Origin of the sequence: Hymenobacter lutimineralis, from assembly GCF_008271285.1 — a bacterium.
Lineage (GTDB): Bacteria > Bacteroidota > Bacteroidia > Cytophagales > Hymenobacteraceae > Hymenobacter > Hymenobacter lutimineralis.
The window spans coordinates 109,932-129,478 of the sequence record NZ_VTHL01000006.1 but is presented as its reverse complement, the minus strand read 5'-3'; the positions used below and the strand labels follow the sequence as shown (position 1 = coordinate 129,478).

Here is a 19,547-nt window from a genome sequence, read left to right as displayed (position 1 = left end):
AGTATTAGGAAACGGCAACCGGTGACAGCGCACCTACGCCATCGACAATCGTGGTTTGGTACGTTTCCAGGGCAATACCCGTTTGCTTTTCATAGGCGGGCAGCATGGCGGCCACAAACTCCTCTACGGCGTTGGCCGCCACCAGATTGATGGTGCAGCCGCCAAAGCCCCCGCCCATCATGCGGGCACCCACCACGCCCGGCAGGGGGCGGGCCAGCTCTACCAGGATGTCCAGCTCCGGGCAGCTAACCTCGTACTGGTCGCGCAGGCCGGCGTGGGAAGCGTACATCTCCTTGCCAAAGGCCGGCAGATCGTGGGCCAGCAGGTGCTGGCAGGCGCGCTCCACGCGCAGATTTTCCTCTACCACGTAGCGGCAACGCCGGTACACCACCTCGCCAAGCTCTACTTGGTGCTTTTCGAGCTGCTCCAGGGTGGCATCGCGTAGGGAGTGTACTTCGGGATAATACTGCTGCAATACAGTTACGCCCTGCTCACACTCCCGGCGGCGCGTGTTGTACTCCGAGCTAGCCAGGGAGTGTTTTACCCCGGAGTTACAGAGCACTACATAGTATGCCTCCGCGTCGAAGGGGAAATAGGCATAGTCTAGGGAGCGGCAATCGAGGCGCACCACGTGCCCGGCCCGCCCAAACAAGCTGGCGAACTGGTCCATGATTCCGCACTGCACCCCGGCGTACTCGTGTTCGGCTTTCTGGCCGAAGCGGGCCAGCTCCAGCCGGTCGAGGCGAGTGGCCAGCAAAGTATCGAGGGCAAACGCCAGCCCGCACTCCACCGCCGCCGACGAGGACATGCCCGCCCCCATGGGAATGTTGCCCCCAAACACGCAGTCGAACCCCTGCAGCGGGAGGCCGCGCCGCTGGAACTGAGCTGCTACGCCCAACAGGTAGTTGGCCCAGTGTGTGGGGCCGGGTGCCAGCTCCCGCACATCCGTGGTATAGGTTTCCTGGTTGTCGTAGGCGAACAGACGCACAGTAGTGCCAGCGGTAAGCCCCACGGCGAAGATAATTTCCCGATTGATGGCAGCGGGCAGCACAAACCCCCCGTTGTAATCGGTGTGTTCGCCAATAAGGTTGATGCGACCGGGAGCCCGCACGAGCAGGGGGGGATGCTGGAAACGGTCCTGGAAGGCTGCCAAAATCAACTCAGCTAGCATAGTGGTCAAGAGAAAGGTGGGGCCCAGTGCCGGGCATGGAGGAGAGGTGAAGTACTAAGGTGAGTATTTAGAACGGTCCGTGCAAACGTTTGTCAAAATTCTCCACGCCTATATTCAGCACGGGTTGGGTAAAATGGCGCTGACGCTCCGGTAAAAGCATTTTATAGGATTTAACACCACTTTAGTTATCCTCATGAGCTCAGCAATAGAAGTATTTCTTTTGATATTTCTTGACAATTGCTTGAATCGTGCTTATTCTTACGCTGCCTTAGCCCAGTAGCCCAACCTGGATCCTGCACGTCCTGGGTCAGAAATCCGGCTTTCATCCTGTTTTTCGTCCTTTTTCTTCAGTCTCACCGCAGCGTAGATCCTTCTTTGCAAACGTTTGCCTTGGCAACACTAGTGCAAACGTTTGCAATACTTCCTCCCCTTACCAATCCCACAAATTCTTTCCTATGAACAAATCTTACCTTAGGCTGGGGCGGCAAGCAGCACCGGCTTTCCTGTGCCTGTTGCCCCTGGCAACGGTGGCCCCGGTAGGGGCGCAAGCAGCCATACCCACGGCGGCCGTGAACCTGAGGAAGGTGCCCGCGCAGCCAGTGTCCGGTACTGTACTGGACGAAAAAGGACAGGCCATGCCCGGCGTAACGGTGCTGGAAAAAGGCATCAGCAACGGTGTAACTACGGACAGCAACGGCCGCTACACGCTTTCCGTGGGCGACAACGCCACCCTGATTTTTTCCTTTGTAGGCTACACCACCCAGGAGGTGGCGGTGAATGGCCGCAGCGACGTGTCCATCACGCTTGGCCAGGATACCAAACTGCTCAACGACGTAGTTGTGGTAGGCTACCTGCGCCTGCCCACCGAGCAGGTGACGGGCTCCGTGACACAGGTAGGGCAGGAGCAGATTCGGCGGGCGCCGGTGGCTTCCGTCACGGAAGCCTTGCAGGGCCGTGCGGCTGGGGTGCAGGTCGTTAACTCCGGAGCGCCCGGCCAAGACCCCATCGTGAATATCCGCGGGATAGGCAGCATTCAAGCGGGCAGTTCCCCACTTTACATCATCGATGGCGTGTGGACCCGCGAAATCCGCGATATCAACCCCAGTGACGTGGAGTCGTCCACGATTCTGAAAGATGCGGCTTCGCTGGCGCCGTACGGCTCGCGCGGGGCCAACGGGGTGATTATCATCACCACCCGTCGTGGTAAGCAAGGCAAGCCCGCCGTCAACTTCAACAGCTACGCCGGGGTACAGAACATTACGCGTACCTACGACCTGGCCGGCACCGAGCAGTGGGCCGATATTACCCGGCAGATGTACATCAACGCGGGCAAGGAAGGGGAAATATACAGTGGTGCCGCCAACCCGCCCGCCATCAATACCGACTGGCAGAAGGCCCTGATTCAGCGGGGAGGGGTGCAGAGCCACAACGTGGGCCTGAGCGGGGCCAGCGAGTCGGCTAACTACAATGTGTCGCTTGGCTATTTCAACCAGAAGGGCACCATCATCGGACCCAAGTTTGACCGCTACAGCGTGCGGGTGAACACCGGTGCCAACCGGGGCCGCTTCCGCATCGAGCAGTCGGCCCAGCTTTCCCGGGCCATGACCACCCGTGTGAACGGCATTCCGTTCATCGACGTGCTGCGCATGCTGCCCATTATTCCGGTAAAGGACCCCACAACAGTAAGCGGCTACGGCATCGGCAACACCAATCAGGTGACCTTCGGCACCAACCCCGTGGGGCTGCAGGATGTGTACCACAACACCAACCTGGAAAACCGCCTTATTGGCTCCCTTGCCCCGGAAATTAAGCTGTTTGACTTCCTGAGCTACCGCCTGAACCTGGGCATGGAGTACGTGGGCTTCGTGGACCGTACCGAGAGCAAGTACGGCCAAGCTGCGGGCCTACGCATGAACGAGCCGATTCGGCCTTCGCAGCTTTTCGAAAACCGGGGCGAGCGGGTGTTCTTGCTGGCTGAAAACACCCTGAACTTCCAGCGCAGCTTCGGCAAGCACAACGTGAACGCCGTGGTGGGGTACACCGAGCAAAAAAATACGTTCCGCAATACCATTGCCGATGCCCAGGGCTTCGGCACGGGCCCCACGTACTACTGGGCGTTTCCGGGGGCAACGGGTGCGGCCAGCGTGGGCGGCGAAACCCGCCGCTGGACGAAACGGTCCTACCTGAGCCAGCTGGCCTACGACTTCGACGACAGGTACCTGCTCACGGCCGCCGTGCGCCGCGACGGAACTTCGCTGGTTGACCCCGTCAACAAATGGGGAACCTTCTCAGCCTTCTCTTTAGGCTGGCGCATCAGCAAGGAAGCTTTCTTTGAAAATGTACCACTGGTCAGCGACCTGAAGTTGCGCGCCAGCTACGGTCAGCTCGGCAACGACAACCTCCTGGAATACCTGTACCAAGGCGTACTAAATACCAACGTAAACTACCCACTTGGCGGGGGCGGTTCGCAGCCAGTGCAAAATGGCTCTATTCAGGCACAGCTGGCCAGCAAAAACCTGAGCTGGGAAGAGCGCCGCACGACCAACGTAGGCTTTGATGCAGGTTTCCTGGATAACCGCCTCACGTTGGGAGCCGACTACTACATTGCCCGTACAACGGGGGCCCTCGTGAACCCAACTATTCCGCTCTACCTGGGTAACCAGGGGGGAAATCCTTTCACCAACCTGGGCGAGTTGGAAAACCGCGGCTTTGAGTTTCAGGCCGGCTTCCAGAACACCACTGGCGACTTCCGCTACGGGGTGAATGCCAACCTGACGACGCTGCGCAACAAGGTAACCCGCCTCGCTTTTGAAGGCCAGAACTATTCCGGTGGCCCGAGCGGGGTAGCCCGTACCGAAGTAGGCCACAACATAGGGGCGTTCTACCTGCGGCACATGGTCGGCATCTTCCAGAGCGAGGAAGAAATTCAGAACTACAAAAGCGCTGATGGCAAAGTCATTCAGCCCGGCGCCAAGCCCGGCGACGTGAAGTATGAAGACATCAACAACGACGGGACTATTTCCGACCTCGACCGGCGCTTTATCGACACGGTGTTCCCCAAGCTGCAGTATGGCTTCAACCTGAACCTGGGCTACAAAGGCTTCGACCTCTCGGCCCTCTTCCAGGGGGTGTCGGGCAACGAAATCTTCAACGTAACCCGTTACTGGACCGACCGCATGGATGACAACGGGAACTTCCGCGCCGACATCCGGCCCTGGACGCCCACCAATCCATCTACCACCACGCCCCGACCCCTACTGGGAGGCGGCGAAAACGCGCTGCAGACCTCGGACCGCTGGCTGGAGAACGGGGCTTACCTGCGCCTGAAGAACCTGCAGGTAAGCTACTCTCTGCCCAAGCCCATGACGGAGAAGCTGGCTGGCATCGGCAGCGTGCGGTTTACCATCACGGCCGCTAATCTGTTCACCATCACCGACTACACCGGCTACGACCCGGAAATTGTGGGGGCTGGCCCGTTGGCCCGCGGCGTCGACGACGGCAACTACCCCAACGTGCGCACCATCACGGGCGGCCTGCAGGTAGGCTTCTAATCTCCCACCCACTTCTTGCTGATTTCACGCATGACCTTCTATAAAAAACGGCTGCTGGCCCTGCTAGCCGGCACCTTGCTGCTTTCCACGAGCTGCGAGAAAGACCTTCTTGACCAGCCCAACCCCAACCTGCCCACCGCCGAAACCTTCTGGCAGAACAGCCAGGACGCTAACAAAGGCGTGCTGGCCGCCTACAGCGGCTTGCAGCAGCTGGGGAACTACCGCCGCTGGATTTACTTTGCCTACGACCTGCGCTCCGACGAAGGCTTCTCCAGCAGCCCCTGGCCCGAACTGCAGAACTTCACTAAGTTTATCCTGGCCGACTACAACTTCGTCGTAAACACCGACGTCTGGGGGCACCACTACGTGGGCATCAACCGGTGCAACCAGGTCCTGGCCTACGTGCCGGCCATCGAGATGGACGCTACGCTGAAGGCACAACTGCTGGGCGAAGCCCGCTTTATCCGGGCCCTGCACTACTTCAACCTCGTGTCGCTGTACGGGCGCCCCGTAATGGCTACCGAGCCCGCTACGGCGGATTACCGTCCCGCGCAGGCGGCCTCGGAGCAGGAAGTCTGGGACTTCATTGTGCAGGACTTGGAAGCGGCAAAAGCCGGACTGCCCGTATCCTATTCCGGCAACGACATTGGGCGCGCTACCAAGGGTGCGGCCACCGCGCTGCTGGGCAAGGCCTACATGCAGCAGCGTAAGTGGGCCGAGGCCAGCGCGCAACTGGCCGAGGTCATCGGCTCGGGCCGGTACTCCCTGACGCCCGACTACCGCGACAACTTCCGCCACGACCGGGAAAACAACTCGGAGTCGGTGTTTGAGGTGCAGTTCACGGCCGAATACAGCGCCGACCGCGACGACGACTACGCCGGGGCCTCCGAGGCCAGCCAGCGCGCCCAGTTCTTCGGACTGCCCGGCAAAGGCTGGACCGACGGCGAAGCCCGCGCTTGGCTGATTGATGAGTTCCTGAAAGAGAAGACGGCTACCGGTAAAAAGGACCCCCGCCTGGCGGCCACGCTCTTCTTCAGCCGCACCCGCGCCGGCTACCCCAACGACCCCACCGACCCCGTGGACCAGGACGACAAGGCCTACGACAACCTAACCCTGGACCAGCGCTTCGCCACGGAAGCCTACAACCGGGGCCGCGTATACTGGCGCAAGTACGAAAACGACTACTGGAAAAATGCGGAAGGCTACTATTCGCCCATCAACCACCGCGTACTGCGCTACGCCGATGTACTGCTTTCCCAGGCCGAGTGCCTGAACGAGGAGGGCAAAACCGGCGAAGCGCTGCCGCTCGTGAACCAGGTGCGGGCCCGCGTGGGCCTGGCCCCGCTCGGCAGCCTGGGGCAGGAGGCCCTGCGTGCCCAGCTCATGCACGAGCGGGTAACGGAACTGGCCGGGGAAAGCTGGCGCTGGCACGACCTGCGCCGCTGGGGCCTGCTCGACAGCCAGGCCGGCATCGACGAGCTGAAAGCCCGCGACCCCGACTTCAACAACTTTGAAGTAGGGAAATCGGCCCTGCTGCCCATTCCGCGCACCGACGTGGACATTGCCAACCTGACCCAAAACCCGGGCTGGAAATAAGCTCCGCCGCACGCCCGGCGCATTGGCGGAGCCCTTGCGTCGGGCGTGTTTTCTTATCTGCCGCTACTTTTCCCTTGCTTATGTTTTCCCCTCTATACCGGGCGGCCAGCGTCCTGCTTCTTTCCTCACTAACGCTGCTGGGCTGCAAGAAAGACAAGCCGGCCCCCTACGTACCCAACGCGCCCACCACTAGCACCACTTTTAAGAACCCGCTCCTGCCCGCCGGCCCCGACCCCTGGGTGTACCGGAAGGATAACACCTACTACTACATGAGCACCACGGGCGGCAACATCACCATCCGCAAAACGGAAAAGATGTCGGAGCTGGGTTCGGGAGTGAGCACCGTAGTCTGGTCGCCCCAGCAGGGTGGCGTGAACCAGCGCGACCTGTGGGCCCCCGAGCTGTATTTCTTTGATGGGAAGTGGTACATCTACTACTCCGCCGACCCATTTTGCTGCGCCGGGCACCGCGTGCACGTGCTGGAGAATGCCTCCGCTGATCCTACCACCGGTACCTGGGTGTACAAGGGCCGCATTGCCAGCCCCAACCAGGACCTGTGGGCCATCGACGGCACTGTGCTGGAGCAGAATGGCAAGCGCTACCTGATCTGGTCGGGCCACGAAATTGAGGCGACCGGGGAGCAGCGCCTCTACATTTCGGAGATGAGCAACCCCTGGACGCTGGTGGGGCCCCGGGTGCAGCTATCCAAACCCGACTACAGCTGGGAAACCGTTGGCGACCCGGACGTAAACGAAGGGCCCGAAATCCTGAAGCACGGCGACAAAACCTTCCTGGTGTACTCGGCCAGCCACTGCAGCACCGACGACTATGCCTTGGGCATGCTCACCGCTTCAGCCACTGCCGACCCCATGCTGCCCGCCTCTTGGACGAAGTCGGCCACGCCGGTGTTCACCAAGAACCCGGCTGGCCAAGCATATGGCCCGGGCCACAACGGGTTCTTCCAGTCGAAAGACGGCACCGAGGACTGGATTATCTACCACGCCAATCCCCAGGCCGGCCAGGGCTGCGGCGACCAGCGCAGCCCGCGCATTCAGAAGTTCACGTGGAATGCCGATGGCACGCCCAACTTTGGTACGCCGGTAGCCCTGGGCACTGCGTTGCCCAAGCCGTCGGGCGAGTAAGCAGGCCAGGCCCGATTCCTTTTCGTTTTTAAACGCTGAGACCTTGCCACAACCCGTTTTAAGTACAACTATTCATCGTTTCGGGGGCTCATGGGCCTTGGGGTTGGCCTTGCTGGCGGCCTGCCAGCAGCCGGCCACCACCAGCCGCCCTCCCGAAACCAGCCGGCCGCAGTCCACGGCCACCGCGGCGGCTATTCCCAACCCCGTGCTGCCCGGCGACTTTCCCGACCCATCCGTAGTGAAGGTGGGCAATACGTATTGGGCTACGGCTACGTCCTCTAACTGGGGCCCCACGTTTCCGCTGCTGAAATCTACCAACCTCACGAGCTGGGAACTAGTAGGCCACGTGTTTCCGGGCGAGCGGCCGGCCTGGGCCGATTATTATTTCTGGGCCCCGGAAATCAGCCAGGAAGGTGCCAAAACCTACGTGTTTTACACCGCCCACAAGCGGGGCGGTAACCTGGCCGTAGGCGTAGCCAGTGCCGACAATCCGGCCGGCCCTTACACCGACCACGGCCCCCTAGTTGGGCAGCCCGACGGCTCCATTGACGGTTTCCCGATGCGGGACGAGAAAGGGCAGCTTTACCTGATCTGGAAAGAGGACGGCAACAGTGTGCAGCAGCCCACGCCCATCTGGGCGCAACGACTGAACGATACGCGCACGGCCCTGGTAGGGGAGAAGCAGGAGCTGTTTCGAAACGACCCCAGCACCTGGGAAGGCAACCTGGTGGAAGGGGTATCCATTGTGCAGCACCAGGGGTACTTCTATGCCTTTTATGCCGGCAACGGTTGCTGCGGCCGCGGCTGTACCTATGCTACGGGCGTGGCGCGGGCCAAAAACCTGCTCGGCCCCTGGGAGAAATACGCCCGCAACCCCATTCTTATCAACAACGACACCTGGAAGTGCCCCGGCCATGGCACGGCCGTAGAGCACCAGGGCCGCTGGTATATGCTTCATCATGCTTACCATACAGGCAGCCAGGAGTTCGTGGGCCGCCAGGGTGTGCTAAGTGAGTTTACCTGGGCGGCCTCCGGCTGGCCTGAATTTAAGGGCGGCAGCACACCAGCGGCTCCAGCGGCGCCCACGCCGGTGGCTTTCACCGATGAGTTTACGGGTAAGGCCCTGCAGCCTTCCTGGCAGTGGCCGGTAGAGCAGCGCCCTGCCTTCGCTCTGCGGGGCGGGCAGCTGCAGCTCACCGCCCGCCCCGACCATGCTGGGGCGGCCCTGGGTCAGTCGACTACCACGCCGGGCTACACCGCTACTACCACGCTGCTTAACCCAGCTAGCCTGCCCGCGGGCAGCCAGGCCGGCCTGGCCGCGCACGGCGACCCGGATAATCTGCTGTCGGTAGTAGCGGGTGGCGGCAAGGTGCAGCTCGTGCAAACGGAAAAAGGACAATCGAAAACCCTGGCCGAGGCGGCACTGCCGGCTACCAAAGCCTTGCGCCTTCGTTTGCAGGCCCAGCAAGGGAGCCGGTTCAGCTTTGCTTGGAGTGCCGATGAAGGCAAAACCTGGCAGCCCCTACCCGCCGATGGAACCACCGTTAATGGGGCATACCTGCCCCCGTGGGACCGGGGCATCCGGGCCGGGGTGCTGGCCCACGGGCCGGCTACTACCGTGGCTTCCTTCGAGCAGTTTTCTCTCGTTCCCAACCCTTAAAGAACGGGTGCTCCGACGTAAGGCTTTTTTGGAAAACCTCCTCGTCGGCGCCCCTGCTCTCTTCTTTCTCTCCTGTCTATGACATCTTTTTCCCGCACCGGGGTAGTGACAACCGGCCTGGCCAGCTTGCTGCTGACGGCCGCCTGCCAGCAGTCAGATACCACCACCGGTACATCGACTGATGCTGCCTCCGCTGCCGCTGCCGATACTACCCAGTCAGCCTCCCGTACCATGCCCACTTCCAGCGTCTTCGGCCAGATGGCCGATGGCACCCAGGTGCAGCTCTACACCCTTACCAATGCCCACGGCCTGAAGGCCACCATCACCAACTACGGCGGCACGCTCACCAGCTTGCTGGTTCCCGACAAAAACGGCAAGCTCGGCGACGTAGTCCTGGGCTTCGACAGCCTGGATGGCTATCTGGCTCCCGTTTATAAGCAGGAGGGGCCTTACTTCGGAGCCTTGATTGGGCGCTATGGTAACCGTATTGCCAAGGGCAAGTTCACCCTGGAAGGCAAGCCGTACACTATTCCCACCAACAACGCGCCCAACACCCTGCACGGCGGCAAAGAAGGCTTCGACAAAAAGCTGTGGCAGGCTACTCCGGGCACCTCGGCCGATGGGCAGACGCTGACGCTGACGTATCAAAGCAAGGATGGGGAGGAAGGCTACCCCGGCACGCTCAACGTGAAGGTGGTGTACACGCTCACGGCCGACGATGCCCTGCGCCTGGACTACACCGCCACCACCGATAAGCCGACGGTGCTTAACCTCACCAACCACAGCTACTTCAACCTCAATCTGGCTTCCAAGCAGGGAATCCTGGACCATGAGCTGACGCTGAACGCCGACCGGTTTACGCCCGTCGACAACACCCTTATTCCAACCGGGGTGCTGCAGTCGGTGCAGGGCACACCCATGGATTTCCGCCAGCCCCACCGCATCGGGGAAAGAATAAAGCAGGTGCCGGGCGCGGCCCCCGGTGGCTACGACCACAACTGGGTGCTGGCTGACGCCCAGCGCAGCAGCATTGAGCAGGCCGCCACGGTGTACGAGCCCACCACGGGCCGCACCATGCAGGTATTCACCGACCAGCCGGGCGTGCAGTTCTATTCCTCCAACTTCCTGAAGGGCAACCTCAAAGGCAAGGAGGGCGTGACCTACAACCAGTACGCCGGCCTCTGCCTAGAAACCCAGCACTTCCCCGATTCGCCCAACCGCCCCAATTTCCCCAGCACGGAGCTCAAGCCCGGCGAGACATTCCGCTCCACCACCGAATACCGGTTTAGCGTGCGCAAGTAGCCCGCCCTTTTCTCTTCTCCTTACGACGCCTGGTTTTTTGTACCGATGGGAAATGGATTTAATACCCTGGATCTAAGCGTGTTTCTGCTGTATCTGGTAGGCGTTTCGGCTTACGGATACTATGTGTACCGCAGCAAGCAGCAAGCCCAGGTAACCACGCAGGACTACTTCCTGGCCGAAGGCTCCCTGACGTGGTGGGCCATTGGGGCCTCCATGATTGCCTCTAACATCTCGGCTGAGCAGTTCATCGGCATGTCGGGCTCCGGCTTTTCGCTGGGGGTAGCCATTGCGGCCTACGAGTGGGTGGCGGCCATTGTCCTGATTTTCGTGGCCGTGTTCTTCATGCCGATCTACCTCCGGCAGAAGATTTACACCATGCCGCAGTTTCTGGAGCAGCGCTATAACTCCACGCTCAGCCTGATCATGAGCATTTTCTGGCTGTTCCTGTATGTGCTCGTCAACCTCACGGCCATTCTCTACCTCGGTGCCCTAGCTATCAATAACCTGACTGGCGGGGAGCATTTTCACCTGGTGCTTATTGGCCTGGCGGTATTTGCCCTGGTGCTCACGCTGGGCGGCATGAAGGTAGTGGGCTACACCGACGTGGTGCAAGTCACGGTGCTCATTGTGGGTGGCCTGGCCACGTCCTACATTGCCCTGACGCTGGTGAGCGAGAAATTCGGCCTCGGCCACAACATTTTCGCCGGTTTTCAGGCCATGATGCGCGACGCCGACGACCATTTTCACATGGTCTTTGAGAAACCCGGCCCCAATGCTTCGCAGGCCTACATCGGCAAGTACCTGGCGCTGCCGGGGCTGGCTATGTACGCGGCCGGGCAGTGGGTGGCCAACCTCAACTACTGGGGCTGCAACCAGTACATTACCCAGCGGGCCCTGGGCGCCAACCTGCACACAGCCCGCACCGGCATCCTGTTCGCCGGGCTGATCAAGATCATCATGCCCGTGATTGTGATGCTGCCCGGCATTGCCGCCTACGTGCTGCACAAGAACGGTAGCCTGCAGGCCGAAATGGCCCCCGGCGGCTCCTTTAACCCTGACAACGCCTACTCGGCCATTCTCAATTTCCTGCCCAATGGCCTCAAGGGCTTGTCCTTGGCGGCACTGACGGCGGCAATTGTGGCCTCCTTGGCGGGCAAGGTGAACTCCATTTCCACCATCTTCACCCTCGACATCTACAAGCGCTACCTGCACAAGGAAGCCACCGAGCAGAAGCAGGTGTGGGTGGGCCGCCTCACCATTCTGGTAGCCATGCTGCTGGCTGTGCTGCTCACTTGGGAAGACGTGCTGGGCATTGGGGGCGAGGGTGGTTTCATCTTCATCCAGAAGTACACGGGCTTTATCTCCCCGGGCATCGTGGCGGTGTTCCTGCTGGGCATGTTCTGGAAGCGCACCACGGGTACGGCAGCCGTGGCCGGGATGCTGGCGGGCTTCCTGCTCTCGGTGTTCTTCAACAACTTCGCCCCGAGCGTGCTGGGCCATGATAATGTGCTGTACACGGCCTTCCCCAATGCCCAGGGTGTCTACGAAATTCCCTTCCTGATCTGCATGGGCTGGTCGTTCTTCTTCACCGTGGTGCTGATGGTGCTGGTGAGCCTGGCCGGGCCCCACATCAACCCCAAAGCCCTGCACTTGGAGCCGGGCATGTTCAAGGTTAGCCCCCAGACGCTGACGCTGATTGTGATTACGCTGCTGCTGATTACGGCTCTGTACGTCAAGTTTTGGTAGGGTAGGTGCCTGTGGGGGGCGTTGCCTTCACAGGCCATTCCTGTTCGTTGCGCTTTCGTTTGGTATCAACTTATTCCTTTTTCACCTAATCCAACTCCCCATGAAAAACACTTTACGCCTGCCCAATCTGATAGCAGCCCTGCTGCTGGTCCTGCTCACCGCGCCGGCGCTGTGGGCCCAAACGCCCGGTATTGTCTCGGGCGGAGTATACAAGTTCACGCACAAAGGCGTGACGCCGGCCGTATGTCTCGATGTCGACAACAACCTAGCAACGCCCGGCACCCGCATTCACCAGTGGCTCGACAACGGCAACGATGCCCAGCGCTTCGTGGTGACGCTCCAGACCGACGGCAGCTACAAACTGATGCACCTGAACACCGACCAGTTCGTGCAGCCCGTGGGTGGTGCCACCGAGCACGGCACCCGCATCGAGCAAAACAACAGCACCGACGCCGATTACCAGCGCTGGACGCTGCAGGACATGGGCGAAGGCTACTACAAAGTGACGCTGAAAGGCACCAATCAGTGCCTGGAGGTAGCCGGCAACAGCCCCGACCCCGGCGCCGACGTGCAGCTGTGGGATGACAACGGCAACGACGCCCAGCGCTGGCTGATAGAGCGCATGGACGCAACCACCGGCAACAAGCGTGCGGCCGGCCCGGCGTTCAGCCTGACGGCTTCGCCCAACCCGTTCTCGCAGCAGTTGCGGGTAGAAGTGCAGGGCCTCGCCAACGGCCCGGCCCGCATCAGCCTGTGTGATATGCTCGGCCGCTCGGTGTACAGCGAAGCCGTGGAGCTGCGCCGCGGCCCGAACACGCTGCCCGTGCGTACCTCGGCACCCGCCGGCCTGTACGTGCTGCGTGTGCAGCAAGGCGCTTCGGTGCAGCAGCTCACGCTGGTGCAGCGCTAGTCGCAGCCTTAAGGTTATTTGGTAAAAAGAAAGCCCCTTGCGCGTAGCAAGGGGCTTTCTTTTTGAAGGTTGGTGCCAATCAGCTGCCAAGAAAAGCTACCACTTCACGGCGGCTGTCAAGAAGAAGCTGCGCGGGTCGGCGGGCAGGATGCCGGGGCCCGGGTAGCCCGTGGCGCGGCGGGTAAAGTAAATGGCATTGCCCAGGTTGTTCACGCTGCCTTCCAGCTTTAGCCATTTCCGCTCCCACGACACAGAGGCGTCCCAGATGTGGTAGGCCGGAATCAAGCCCACCACGGCCGAGTTGGCATCCGGCTGCGAGTCCTGGGGGCTGTTGGGGGCGTTGGTGGCTTCCGAGAACTGATCGGCCAGGTACGTGAACTGCAGCGAGGCCTTGAATGGTCCGTAGCCGCCCTGCATGCCGGTTTTCAGGTTTACCTGGGGCACAAACTCTACCTGCTTGCCCACCACCTGCGCGTTCTGGCTGGCTGTGTAGCGGCTGCGGATCAGGGCCGCATTCCCGAAAACCGACCAGCGCCAGGGCCCCGGCTCGGCGGTGGGGCGCAGCACCCGCAGCACGTCGGCCTCGGCGTAGGACTCTACGCCCAGAATGAGGGCCCGGCCGATGTTGCCGCGAAAGCGCAGGGTGCGGTCGTTGGCATCGAAGGTCTGCACTTCCCCGATGCGGTTGTTGTAGCGCAGGGCAAACAGGCTCAGGTCGTAGGTGAGCCACTGGCCCTGCTCCCCGCGCAAACCCAGGTCGGCGGAGTAGCCCCGCTCGTCGCGCAGGTTGGGGTCGATGACCAGGGAGTTGTTGGCAATCTGCATGTCGCTGAAGGTGATGGAGCGGTAGTTCTGCGACACGTTGGCGTACAGCTCGCGCTCCTCCACGGCTTTGTAGCTCGCGCCCAGCCCCCCAATCAACAGGGAGCGGGGGCTGGTGCGCTGCTCCCGGAAGGTGTTGTTGGCGATGATGTTGCCGGCCAGGTCGCGCTCCACGCTGCCGTAGCTGCCCTCGGCCTGGGTGCGGATGTACTCGTAGCGCAGGCCCGGCGTAAGGGAAAACTTCGGCCCGAAGTAGAAGATGTTTTCGGCAAACACCGCCGCGTTGTAGTTGGGGAAGCGGTAGTCGGAATAGGCCGATTGGCTGCTCTGGCCTTCCTCGGGGCGCACAAAGCGGAAATCGGCCCCGCGGCCGGCCGGCCCGAAGCCCTGCACGCTGTGGTTGTAGCCCCGGTACAGGCGCGTGCCCACCAGCAGCACTCCGCTGTTGGCTTCGCTGAGGGTATAACGGTTCAGGTAGCGGGCTTCCAGGCCCACGTTGCGAAACTGCCCCGTAATTAGGTCGCGCAGTTGCGCCTCGTCATCGGCGCGCTCCACAAAGTTGGGGCGGTAGCCCAGGGATTTGCGCGAAGCTAGTAGCCCAAACGTGGTCAGGTTGATGTTGGCCCGGGAACTCAGTTTCCAGTCGGCGGAGAGGTTGAAGAGGTTCCAGTCCACGTCAAACCAGTTGCGCGCCCGGTTACTCTGGCGGGCGTCGCGCGCGAACTGCCGGTCGCTGAGGCCCCCGGGCTGCTGGGCCAGGTAGTTCATGTGCGTGAACTGGGCGCCCAGCTTCAGGTTTTCCGTAAGCTGGTAGCGCACGTCGGCGTAGGCGGTTTTGCTGTCGAAATGGGAATTGGGGCGCCACCCGTCCCCGCGCTTATATTGGGCGAAGGCATAGTAGCTCAGCTTCTTCACCGTGCCGCTCACGCTGTTGAAGGAGTTGAAGAAGCCGTAGGAGCCCACCGTCTGCCGGGAGACCACGCTGATGGTTTTGTCGGGCTCGGGCTTGCGCAGCTCGAAGTTCAGCAAACCGCCAAACTGGGTGCCGTACTGCAAGGAAGCCGCCCCGCGCACCAGCTGAATGCGCTTAATGGCTTCGATGGGAGGCGTGTAGTAGCTTTCGGGGTAGCCCAGGGCGTCGGCGGATATGTCGTAGCCATTCTGGCGCACGTTGAAGTTGGCTGTGCGGTTGGGGTCGAGGCCGCGCCCGCCGATGCTGAGCTGCAGGCCGCCCTGGTCGCTTTCCCAGATGTTGAGGCCGGCCACCCGGGCGTACACCTGGCGGGCGTTGTTGGTGGCCAGGTTGGCCACCAGGTTGTCGGGCACAATCACCTCCGTTTTTTTGGCCGCGAAGATGGCCGTGCCTTCCACCTCACGCAGGCGCGTTTGCCCGAAGCGGGCCTGGGGGGCGGCTACCACCACCTCCCCAAGCTGCCGCTCCCGGCGCACCAGCTCAAATTCAAATGTGCCGCCGCTGGCGGGCAGCTCTACCTGAGTGCGCAGCGCTTCGTGGTCGATGGAGGAAAGCTGCAGCTGCTGGCGGCCAGGCGCCAGCCGGGAAAGGGTAAACAGGCCGGCGCTGTCGGTGCGGGCAATCTGGCGGGAGCCGCGCACGTACACCTCGCACCCCGCCACGGGGCGGTTGGTAGTGGCCTCGCGCACGCGCCCCTGCAGGGTAGCCTGCTGCGCCACGGCGGCGCTGGCCGTGAGCACGCATACGGCCAGCGCCGCGCTATAAACCGGTAATCTCATCATCGAAGGGTAAAATCCAGGACTTAGGCCGCCAGTCGTCGCGGATGCGGGCCAGGTCCACGGTGGGGTCAATAAACGCCTTGCCCAGCCGGCCGTTCAGGCTCACGTAGGCATCGGCATATACCTGCGGGGCATGCATGCCTTGGCGGGCGTAGTAGTCGTGCAGGTAGTGGGCAAACTGCACCAGCATATCGGGCTGGGTGCTCATCATCTTTTCCTGGAGCACGCTCAGGTGCTCGTAGTTGTTCACGAGCCGGGCTTGTTTGGTTTGGCCGTCGACTACTTTAAACTGCACCTGTCCCATCTTCTCCATGAGCATTACCCGCCAGGAAAACCGGTAGCCCTCCTCGGTCCAGAACAGCTCGTGGGGGTAGAGCAGGTAGCGGAAAGGCACCAGCAGCTGCACCAGGAAAAATGCGCCTAGGCCCAGGAGCAGCAGGCGGCGCACGGCCGGCCGGTAAACCAGCGGGGCCGCAGGGCGGGGGAAGGACGGAGCCTGGCCGAACAGGCGGCGCAGCTGCTGCAGCACCCGCTCGTGCCACTCAGCGGGAAAGAAAATCAGCGCGGCCACCATCATCACGTAGGGAAACATGCCAATAGGGAACAGCACCGCCGTGAGCACGTGAAACACCACCACGGTGGCGTAGGCCCAGGCCCGGGTACGGCGCCAGAGCAGGAAGAAGGGCACTGTGAGGTCGTAGAAGGCGCCGAACCAGCTAAAAGCGTAGGCCACCCAGACTTGCCCAAGCAGCGGCCCGATAAGGGGTAGGTCGTTTTTGGCCGGCAGCCAAATGCGCAAGGGCATAGCGTGTATCAGCCAGTCGGAATTGAGCTTGGCCAACCCGGCGTACACATACACGATGCCCATGAGCAGGCGCAGGGCATCCACCGTCCAGCGGGGCACCTGATTGCGCCAGCGGCTGGGGTGCCGGTGCGCGTCGAGGGAGAAGTAGCGACCGACTGGCAGCACTACTAGCAGCAGGGCCACCAAGCTCACGAAGTAGTAGTGGTTGAGGTAAGTGCTTTTATCCATGAGCTCGATGTAGGTGAAGCTCAGAAACAACCCCGCCGCCGCTGTGCGGTACCAGTAACCTAGGGCCACCAGCAGGGCGCACACGCCGCACACCGCAAACAGCCCATAGGTGTAGGGTCCCAGGGGCTTTATCCACTCAAAGCCGTAGTAGCTGAAGAAGAACTTCGGCTGCAGATACAGCTCGGCTATCCAGCCCTTGGCCCAGAAACGCACAACGCTGGCCAGTACCAGCAGGCCAAAAGCCAACCGGAACGTAGCCAGCGGAGCCGCTGGGGTAAGCGCGTGCAGGGAGTACGGCAGCCGTCGTGCGGGCATTAGTCGCCGTCGTTGTCGACGTACGTTACCGTGATGCCCAGGGCCGAGGTCATATCCACCTTGATCATGCGCACGGCTTTCTGCATCTCGTTGTAGGAAGCCACGGCGTCGGCATTCCGGGCCGTGAGGGCCGTGTACAGGTCGGGGCTCAGGGAGTACAGCTGCTGGTATGAAGCATCAAACTGGGTGCTGATCAGGCTGCTCAGTGCCTGACCCGTGCGGCTGTCTTTGGCGCCCAGGGCATCCAGGTAGCTTTTCAGGGAGGGCTGCCCGGCGCGGCCATTGAAGAATTTCTGCACCGCCGTGTGGGCCGTGAGGGCCAGCTGCAGGGGCAGGCCCCCGCGGAAGTAGTACGCTTCCATCTTGGCGGGTAGGGGAGTGCCCGTCATCACACCAGCCGGGATGCCCACTTTGCCGGCGCGCAGGTAGCGCTCAAAGTACTGGGAGTAAGCATTGATAACCCGCGAAAGCGAGGAGCTGGCATCGGTGCCGGTGTTGGCGATGAAGGTGTCGCGGTAAGAGCCGTTCCACTGGGTGTACACAGTGCCGAAGGTCTGCTCCATCTCGGTTACCACATCGGTAAGGTAGCGGCGGTGGTTAGCGGAGGTGGCAAACAGCTGGGCAATGGCCGCGTCGTCGGCCGCCGAGCCGTTGAGCAGGTAATCCAAGGCTGGGAAGCCCTGCTGGGGAATAGCCGTAGACAGCTCGAAGTTGTAGCTGCCCGTGCTGATATTGTTGTTGATACCGGTTACATCGGCCGGGTAAATGTTGAAGTGGTTGCGCAGGCTTGCTTGCTCGGCCGGGCCCACCTCAAACATTTCTACTTTCTGCCACTCCACATACGCCAGCTGCCAGGCGTCGCGCGCTTCCTGCAGGGTAGCTTGGGAAGGCGCCGCCGTAAAGGCCGTTGTTTTGGCTTTCAGCACCACCAGCTTGTCGTTTAAGCGCTGGTAGCCCGGCTTCATCAGGCTGTCGGCCCAGTACGTGAGCAGGGCCCGGCGGTCTACGGCGGCATCGGGCCCGGGCGTATCAGTACCCGCGTTCTTCTCGCAGCTGATCATACCGAGCGCGCCAAGCAGAAGCGCAAAAGCAAACAAAACGGACTTTTTCATTGACAAGGCTTTTTTCCGGCCAAGGTCAGGAAGTAAAAGTTGTCTTACTTCCTGACCTTGCGTTCCTGGCATAGCAGGGCCGAAAGTTACTGAATATTGAACTTGGCTTTGATGGCGTTGACGGCCGCGTCGGCCTGGGCGTTGGTCAGGCTCCAGGCACCCTGGCTGCCCGACATGAGCCCGGCGAGCAGGTTGTCGGAGAAGGCCGCGTCGGCGCCGTACTTGGTGCAGAACCGCAGGGAGTAAATAAAGCCGAGGCCTTCGCCCAGGGCATGCGCCTTCACATCCAGCGCCGAAGCAGCCTTCCAATTGTTCAGGTAAGACACCGCAGCCAGGGCAATAGTTTTCTCCAGCTCCGTGCGAATAATCTCGGCCTGGGCTTTCACGCCGGCTGCGTCGTTGTTTACAATTGCGGCGCGCCCTTTCAGGAAAGCCATGTACACGGCGGGCGAGGCCTGGCCGTTCTTTTCATTCAGGTAGCCAGCCAGGAAACGTTCCCGCGGAGTGGCGGCAATGTCCGTGGTCATAATGGCGTTTTTCGTTAGGAAGCCGTAGGCCAAGTCCCAGTTGTGCTCCAGCTCCGAGTAGGTTTTGCCGGCTACCACTTTGCTGTTATCAGCCTTCAGGGCGTTGTCCGTCAGCAACAGGTTGTTGATCTGGTCGAGCAGTACCGCCCCAATCAGGGCTTTCTGGATAACCTGGTTGACTTCGTACCCATTGGCATCCACGAGGTAGCGGCCCAGGCGGCCGGCGTTGCCGGGAGTAGCCACGTTGTTTACCGACTGGCTGGCCGTAGCCAGCTGGCTGATGCTTTGCTCAATGTAAGTGCGGGCAGCTTCGGCGTTTGTAGCGGGGAAGGAGGCTGCCGTGCTGCCGCGCAAAGACAGACCCGAGGTATTCAGCTCGGCGGTGGTAAAATAGCCGCCGGTGTTGGCATACAGGCCGCGCAGCTTGGCCTCGTCCAGGGTAGCGGGTACCGCCGGTGCTGCTACGGCTACCTGTGCCATGTACGTATTAAACTCCGTAAACATGTCCAGGCGCTGGTTGGCGGCCGTCAGGTCCACCGTCGACTGGCCGCTGGCGTCCTTAAATGACTCCGTATACTTAGAAGAGGCCGTCAGTGTGCTGGTGTCCATCTTGGCGCGCAGGGCCGGGGCCGTCTCGCTATCATCCTTATCACAGGACGTAAAACCGAAACTCAGGGCCAGGAGGGCAACAGCAGCAAATCTGAAAGTCATTGGAAAGAGGATTGGGTGAATAGGAGCACAAAAGTAGTCTGCTATTTGGAATCATTACAAACAGTTGATAAAATTATTTAGACTATTTCTGAAAAAGGTAACAGAGCGCATCGTTCTCCTGTGCGCGCGACGTCCTGTTTCTTCCGGGGCAAGAAGCAGAAAGCCGTCAGCTACTGCTAAACCCGCAGCCGGCCGAA

At 61.3% G+C, this 19,547-nt stretch carries 12 protein-coding genes; 7 read left to right on the top strand and 5 right to left on the bottom strand.

Annotation, left to right across the window (positions count from 1 at the left end; translation table 11 throughout):
* Positions 1–4: 4 nt before the first annotated feature.
* Positions 5–1,171, bottom strand: coding sequence for a galactokinase (gene galK, locus FY528_RS08020; RefSeq protein WP_149070472.1), 1,167 nt, complete (start codon positions 1,169–1,171; stop codon positions 5–7).
* A gap of 455 nt (positions 1,172–1,626) precedes the next feature.
* On the opposite strand from galK, the gene FY528_RS08015 reads away from it, so the two are divergent.
* The 7 genes from FY528_RS08015 (at position 1,627) to FY528_RS07985 (ending at position 13,078) form a co-directional block, all read left to right on the top strand.
* On the top strand, positions 1,627–4,722 hold the full coding sequence (locus FY528_RS08015; RefSeq protein WP_149070471.1) for a SusC/RagA family TonB-linked outer membrane protein: 3,096 nt from the start codon (positions 1,627–1,629) through the stop codon (positions 4,720–4,722).
* 30 nt (positions 4,723–4,752) lie between these two features.
* Entirely contained in the window at positions 4,753–6,318 is a 1,566-nt protein-coding gene (locus FY528_RS08010; protein WP_149070470.1) for a RagB/SusD family nutrient uptake outer membrane protein, read from the top strand.
* 80 nt (positions 6,319–6,398) lie between these two features.
* Complete coding sequence (locus tag FY528_RS08005) at positions 6,399–7,460, top strand: glycoside hydrolase family 43 protein (protein WP_149070469.1); 1,062 nt, start codon at positions 6,399–6,401, stop codon at positions 7,458–7,460.
* A gap of 43 nt (positions 7,461–7,503) precedes the next feature.
* Positions 7,504–9,120 (top strand): family 43 glycosylhydrolase, encoded by a 1,617-nt coding sequence (locus tag FY528_RS08000; RefSeq protein ID WP_262383945.1) that lies wholly within the window; start codon positions 7,504–7,506, stop codon positions 9,118–9,120.
* A gap of 78 nt (positions 9,121–9,198) precedes the next feature.
* Positions 9,199–10,422 carry an aldose epimerase family protein gene (locus tag FY528_RS07995; RefSeq protein WP_187632051.1) on the top strand — a complete coding sequence of 408 codons (1,224 nt, stop codon included), beginning with the start codon at positions 9,199–9,201 and terminating at the stop codon, positions 10,420–10,422.
* Positions 10,423–10,467: 45 nt separating this feature from the next.
* Entirely contained in the window at positions 10,468–12,168 is a 1,701-nt protein-coding gene (locus FY528_RS07990; RefSeq protein ID WP_149070468.1) for a sodium:solute symporter family transporter, read from the top strand.
* A gap of 100 nt (positions 12,169–12,268) precedes the next feature.
* Entirely contained in the window at positions 12,269–13,078 is an 810-nt protein-coding gene (locus FY528_RS07985) for an RICIN domain-containing protein (RefSeq protein WP_149070467.1), read from the top strand.
* A gap of 96 nt (positions 13,079–13,174) precedes the next feature.
* On the opposite strand, the gene FY528_RS07980 is transcribed toward FY528_RS07985, so the two are convergent.
* From FY528_RS07980 to FY528_RS07965, 4 genes are all read right to left on the bottom strand, one after another.
* Entirely contained in the window at positions 13,175–15,652 is a 2,478-nt protein-coding gene (locus FY528_RS07980) for a TonB-dependent receptor domain-containing protein (RefSeq protein WP_262383944.1), read from the bottom strand.
* Positions 15,633–17,000, bottom strand: a complete 1,368-nt coding sequence (locus tag FY528_RS07975) for an HTTM domain-containing protein (RefSeq protein WP_149070465.1) — start codon at positions 16,998–17,000, stop codon at positions 15,633–15,635. The genes FY528_RS07980 and FY528_RS07975 overlap by 20 nt, the downstream gene beginning before the upstream one ends.
* Entirely contained in the window at positions 17,000–18,112 is a 1,113-nt protein-coding gene (locus FY528_RS07970) for an imelysin family protein (protein ID WP_187632050.1), read from the bottom strand. Before FY528_RS07970 ends, FY528_RS07975 begins: the two co-directional genes overlap by 1 nt.
* Positions 18,113–18,198: 86 nt before the next feature.
* Complete coding sequence (locus tag FY528_RS07965; protein WP_149070463.1) at positions 18,199–19,350, bottom strand: DUF4856 domain-containing protein; 1,152 nt, start codon at positions 19,348–19,350, stop codon at positions 18,199–18,201.
* Positions 19,351–19,547 lie beyond the last annotated feature (197 nt).

Coding starts and splice junctions, on each gene's coding strand:
- galK (WP_149070472.1), bottom strand. CDS start 1,171: ATGCTAGCTGAGTTGATTTTGGCAGCCTTCCAGGACCGTTTCCAGCAT.
- FY528_RS08015 (WP_149070471.1), top strand. CDS start 1,627: ATGAACAAATCTTACCTTAGGCTGGGGCGGCAAGCAGCACCGGCTTTC.
- FY528_RS08010 (WP_149070470.1), top strand. CDS start 4,753: ATGACCTTCTATAAAAAACGGCTGCTGGCCCTGCTAGCCGGCACCTTG.
- FY528_RS08005 (WP_149070469.1), top strand. CDS start 6,399: ATGTTTTCCCCTCTATACCGGGCGGCCAGCGTCCTGCTTCTTTCCTCA.
- FY528_RS07995 (WP_187632051.1), top strand. CDS start 9,199: ATGACATCTTTTTCCCGCACCGGGGTAGTGACAACCGGCCTGGCCAGC.
- FY528_RS07990 (WP_149070468.1), top strand. CDS start 10,468: ATGGGAAATGGATTTAATACCCTGGATCTAAGCGTGTTTCTGCTGTAT.
- FY528_RS07985 (WP_149070467.1), top strand. CDS start 12,269: ATGAAAAACACTTTACGCCTGCCCAATCTGATAGCAGCCCTGCTGCTG.
- FY528_RS07980 (WP_262383944.1), bottom strand. CDS start 15,652: ATGAGATTACCGGTTTATAGCGCGGCGCTGGCCGTATGCGTGCTCACG.
- FY528_RS07975 (WP_149070465.1), bottom strand. CDS start 17,000: ATGCCCGCACGACGGCTGCCGTACTCCCTGCACGCGCTTACCCCAGCG.
- FY528_RS07970 (WP_187632050.1), bottom strand. CDS start 18,112: ATGAAAAAGTCCGTTTTGTTTGCTTTTGCGCTTCTGCTTGGCGCGCTC.
- FY528_RS07965 (WP_149070463.1), bottom strand. CDS start 19,350: ATGACTTTCAGATTTGCTGCTGTTGCCCTCCTGGCCCTGAGTTTCGGT.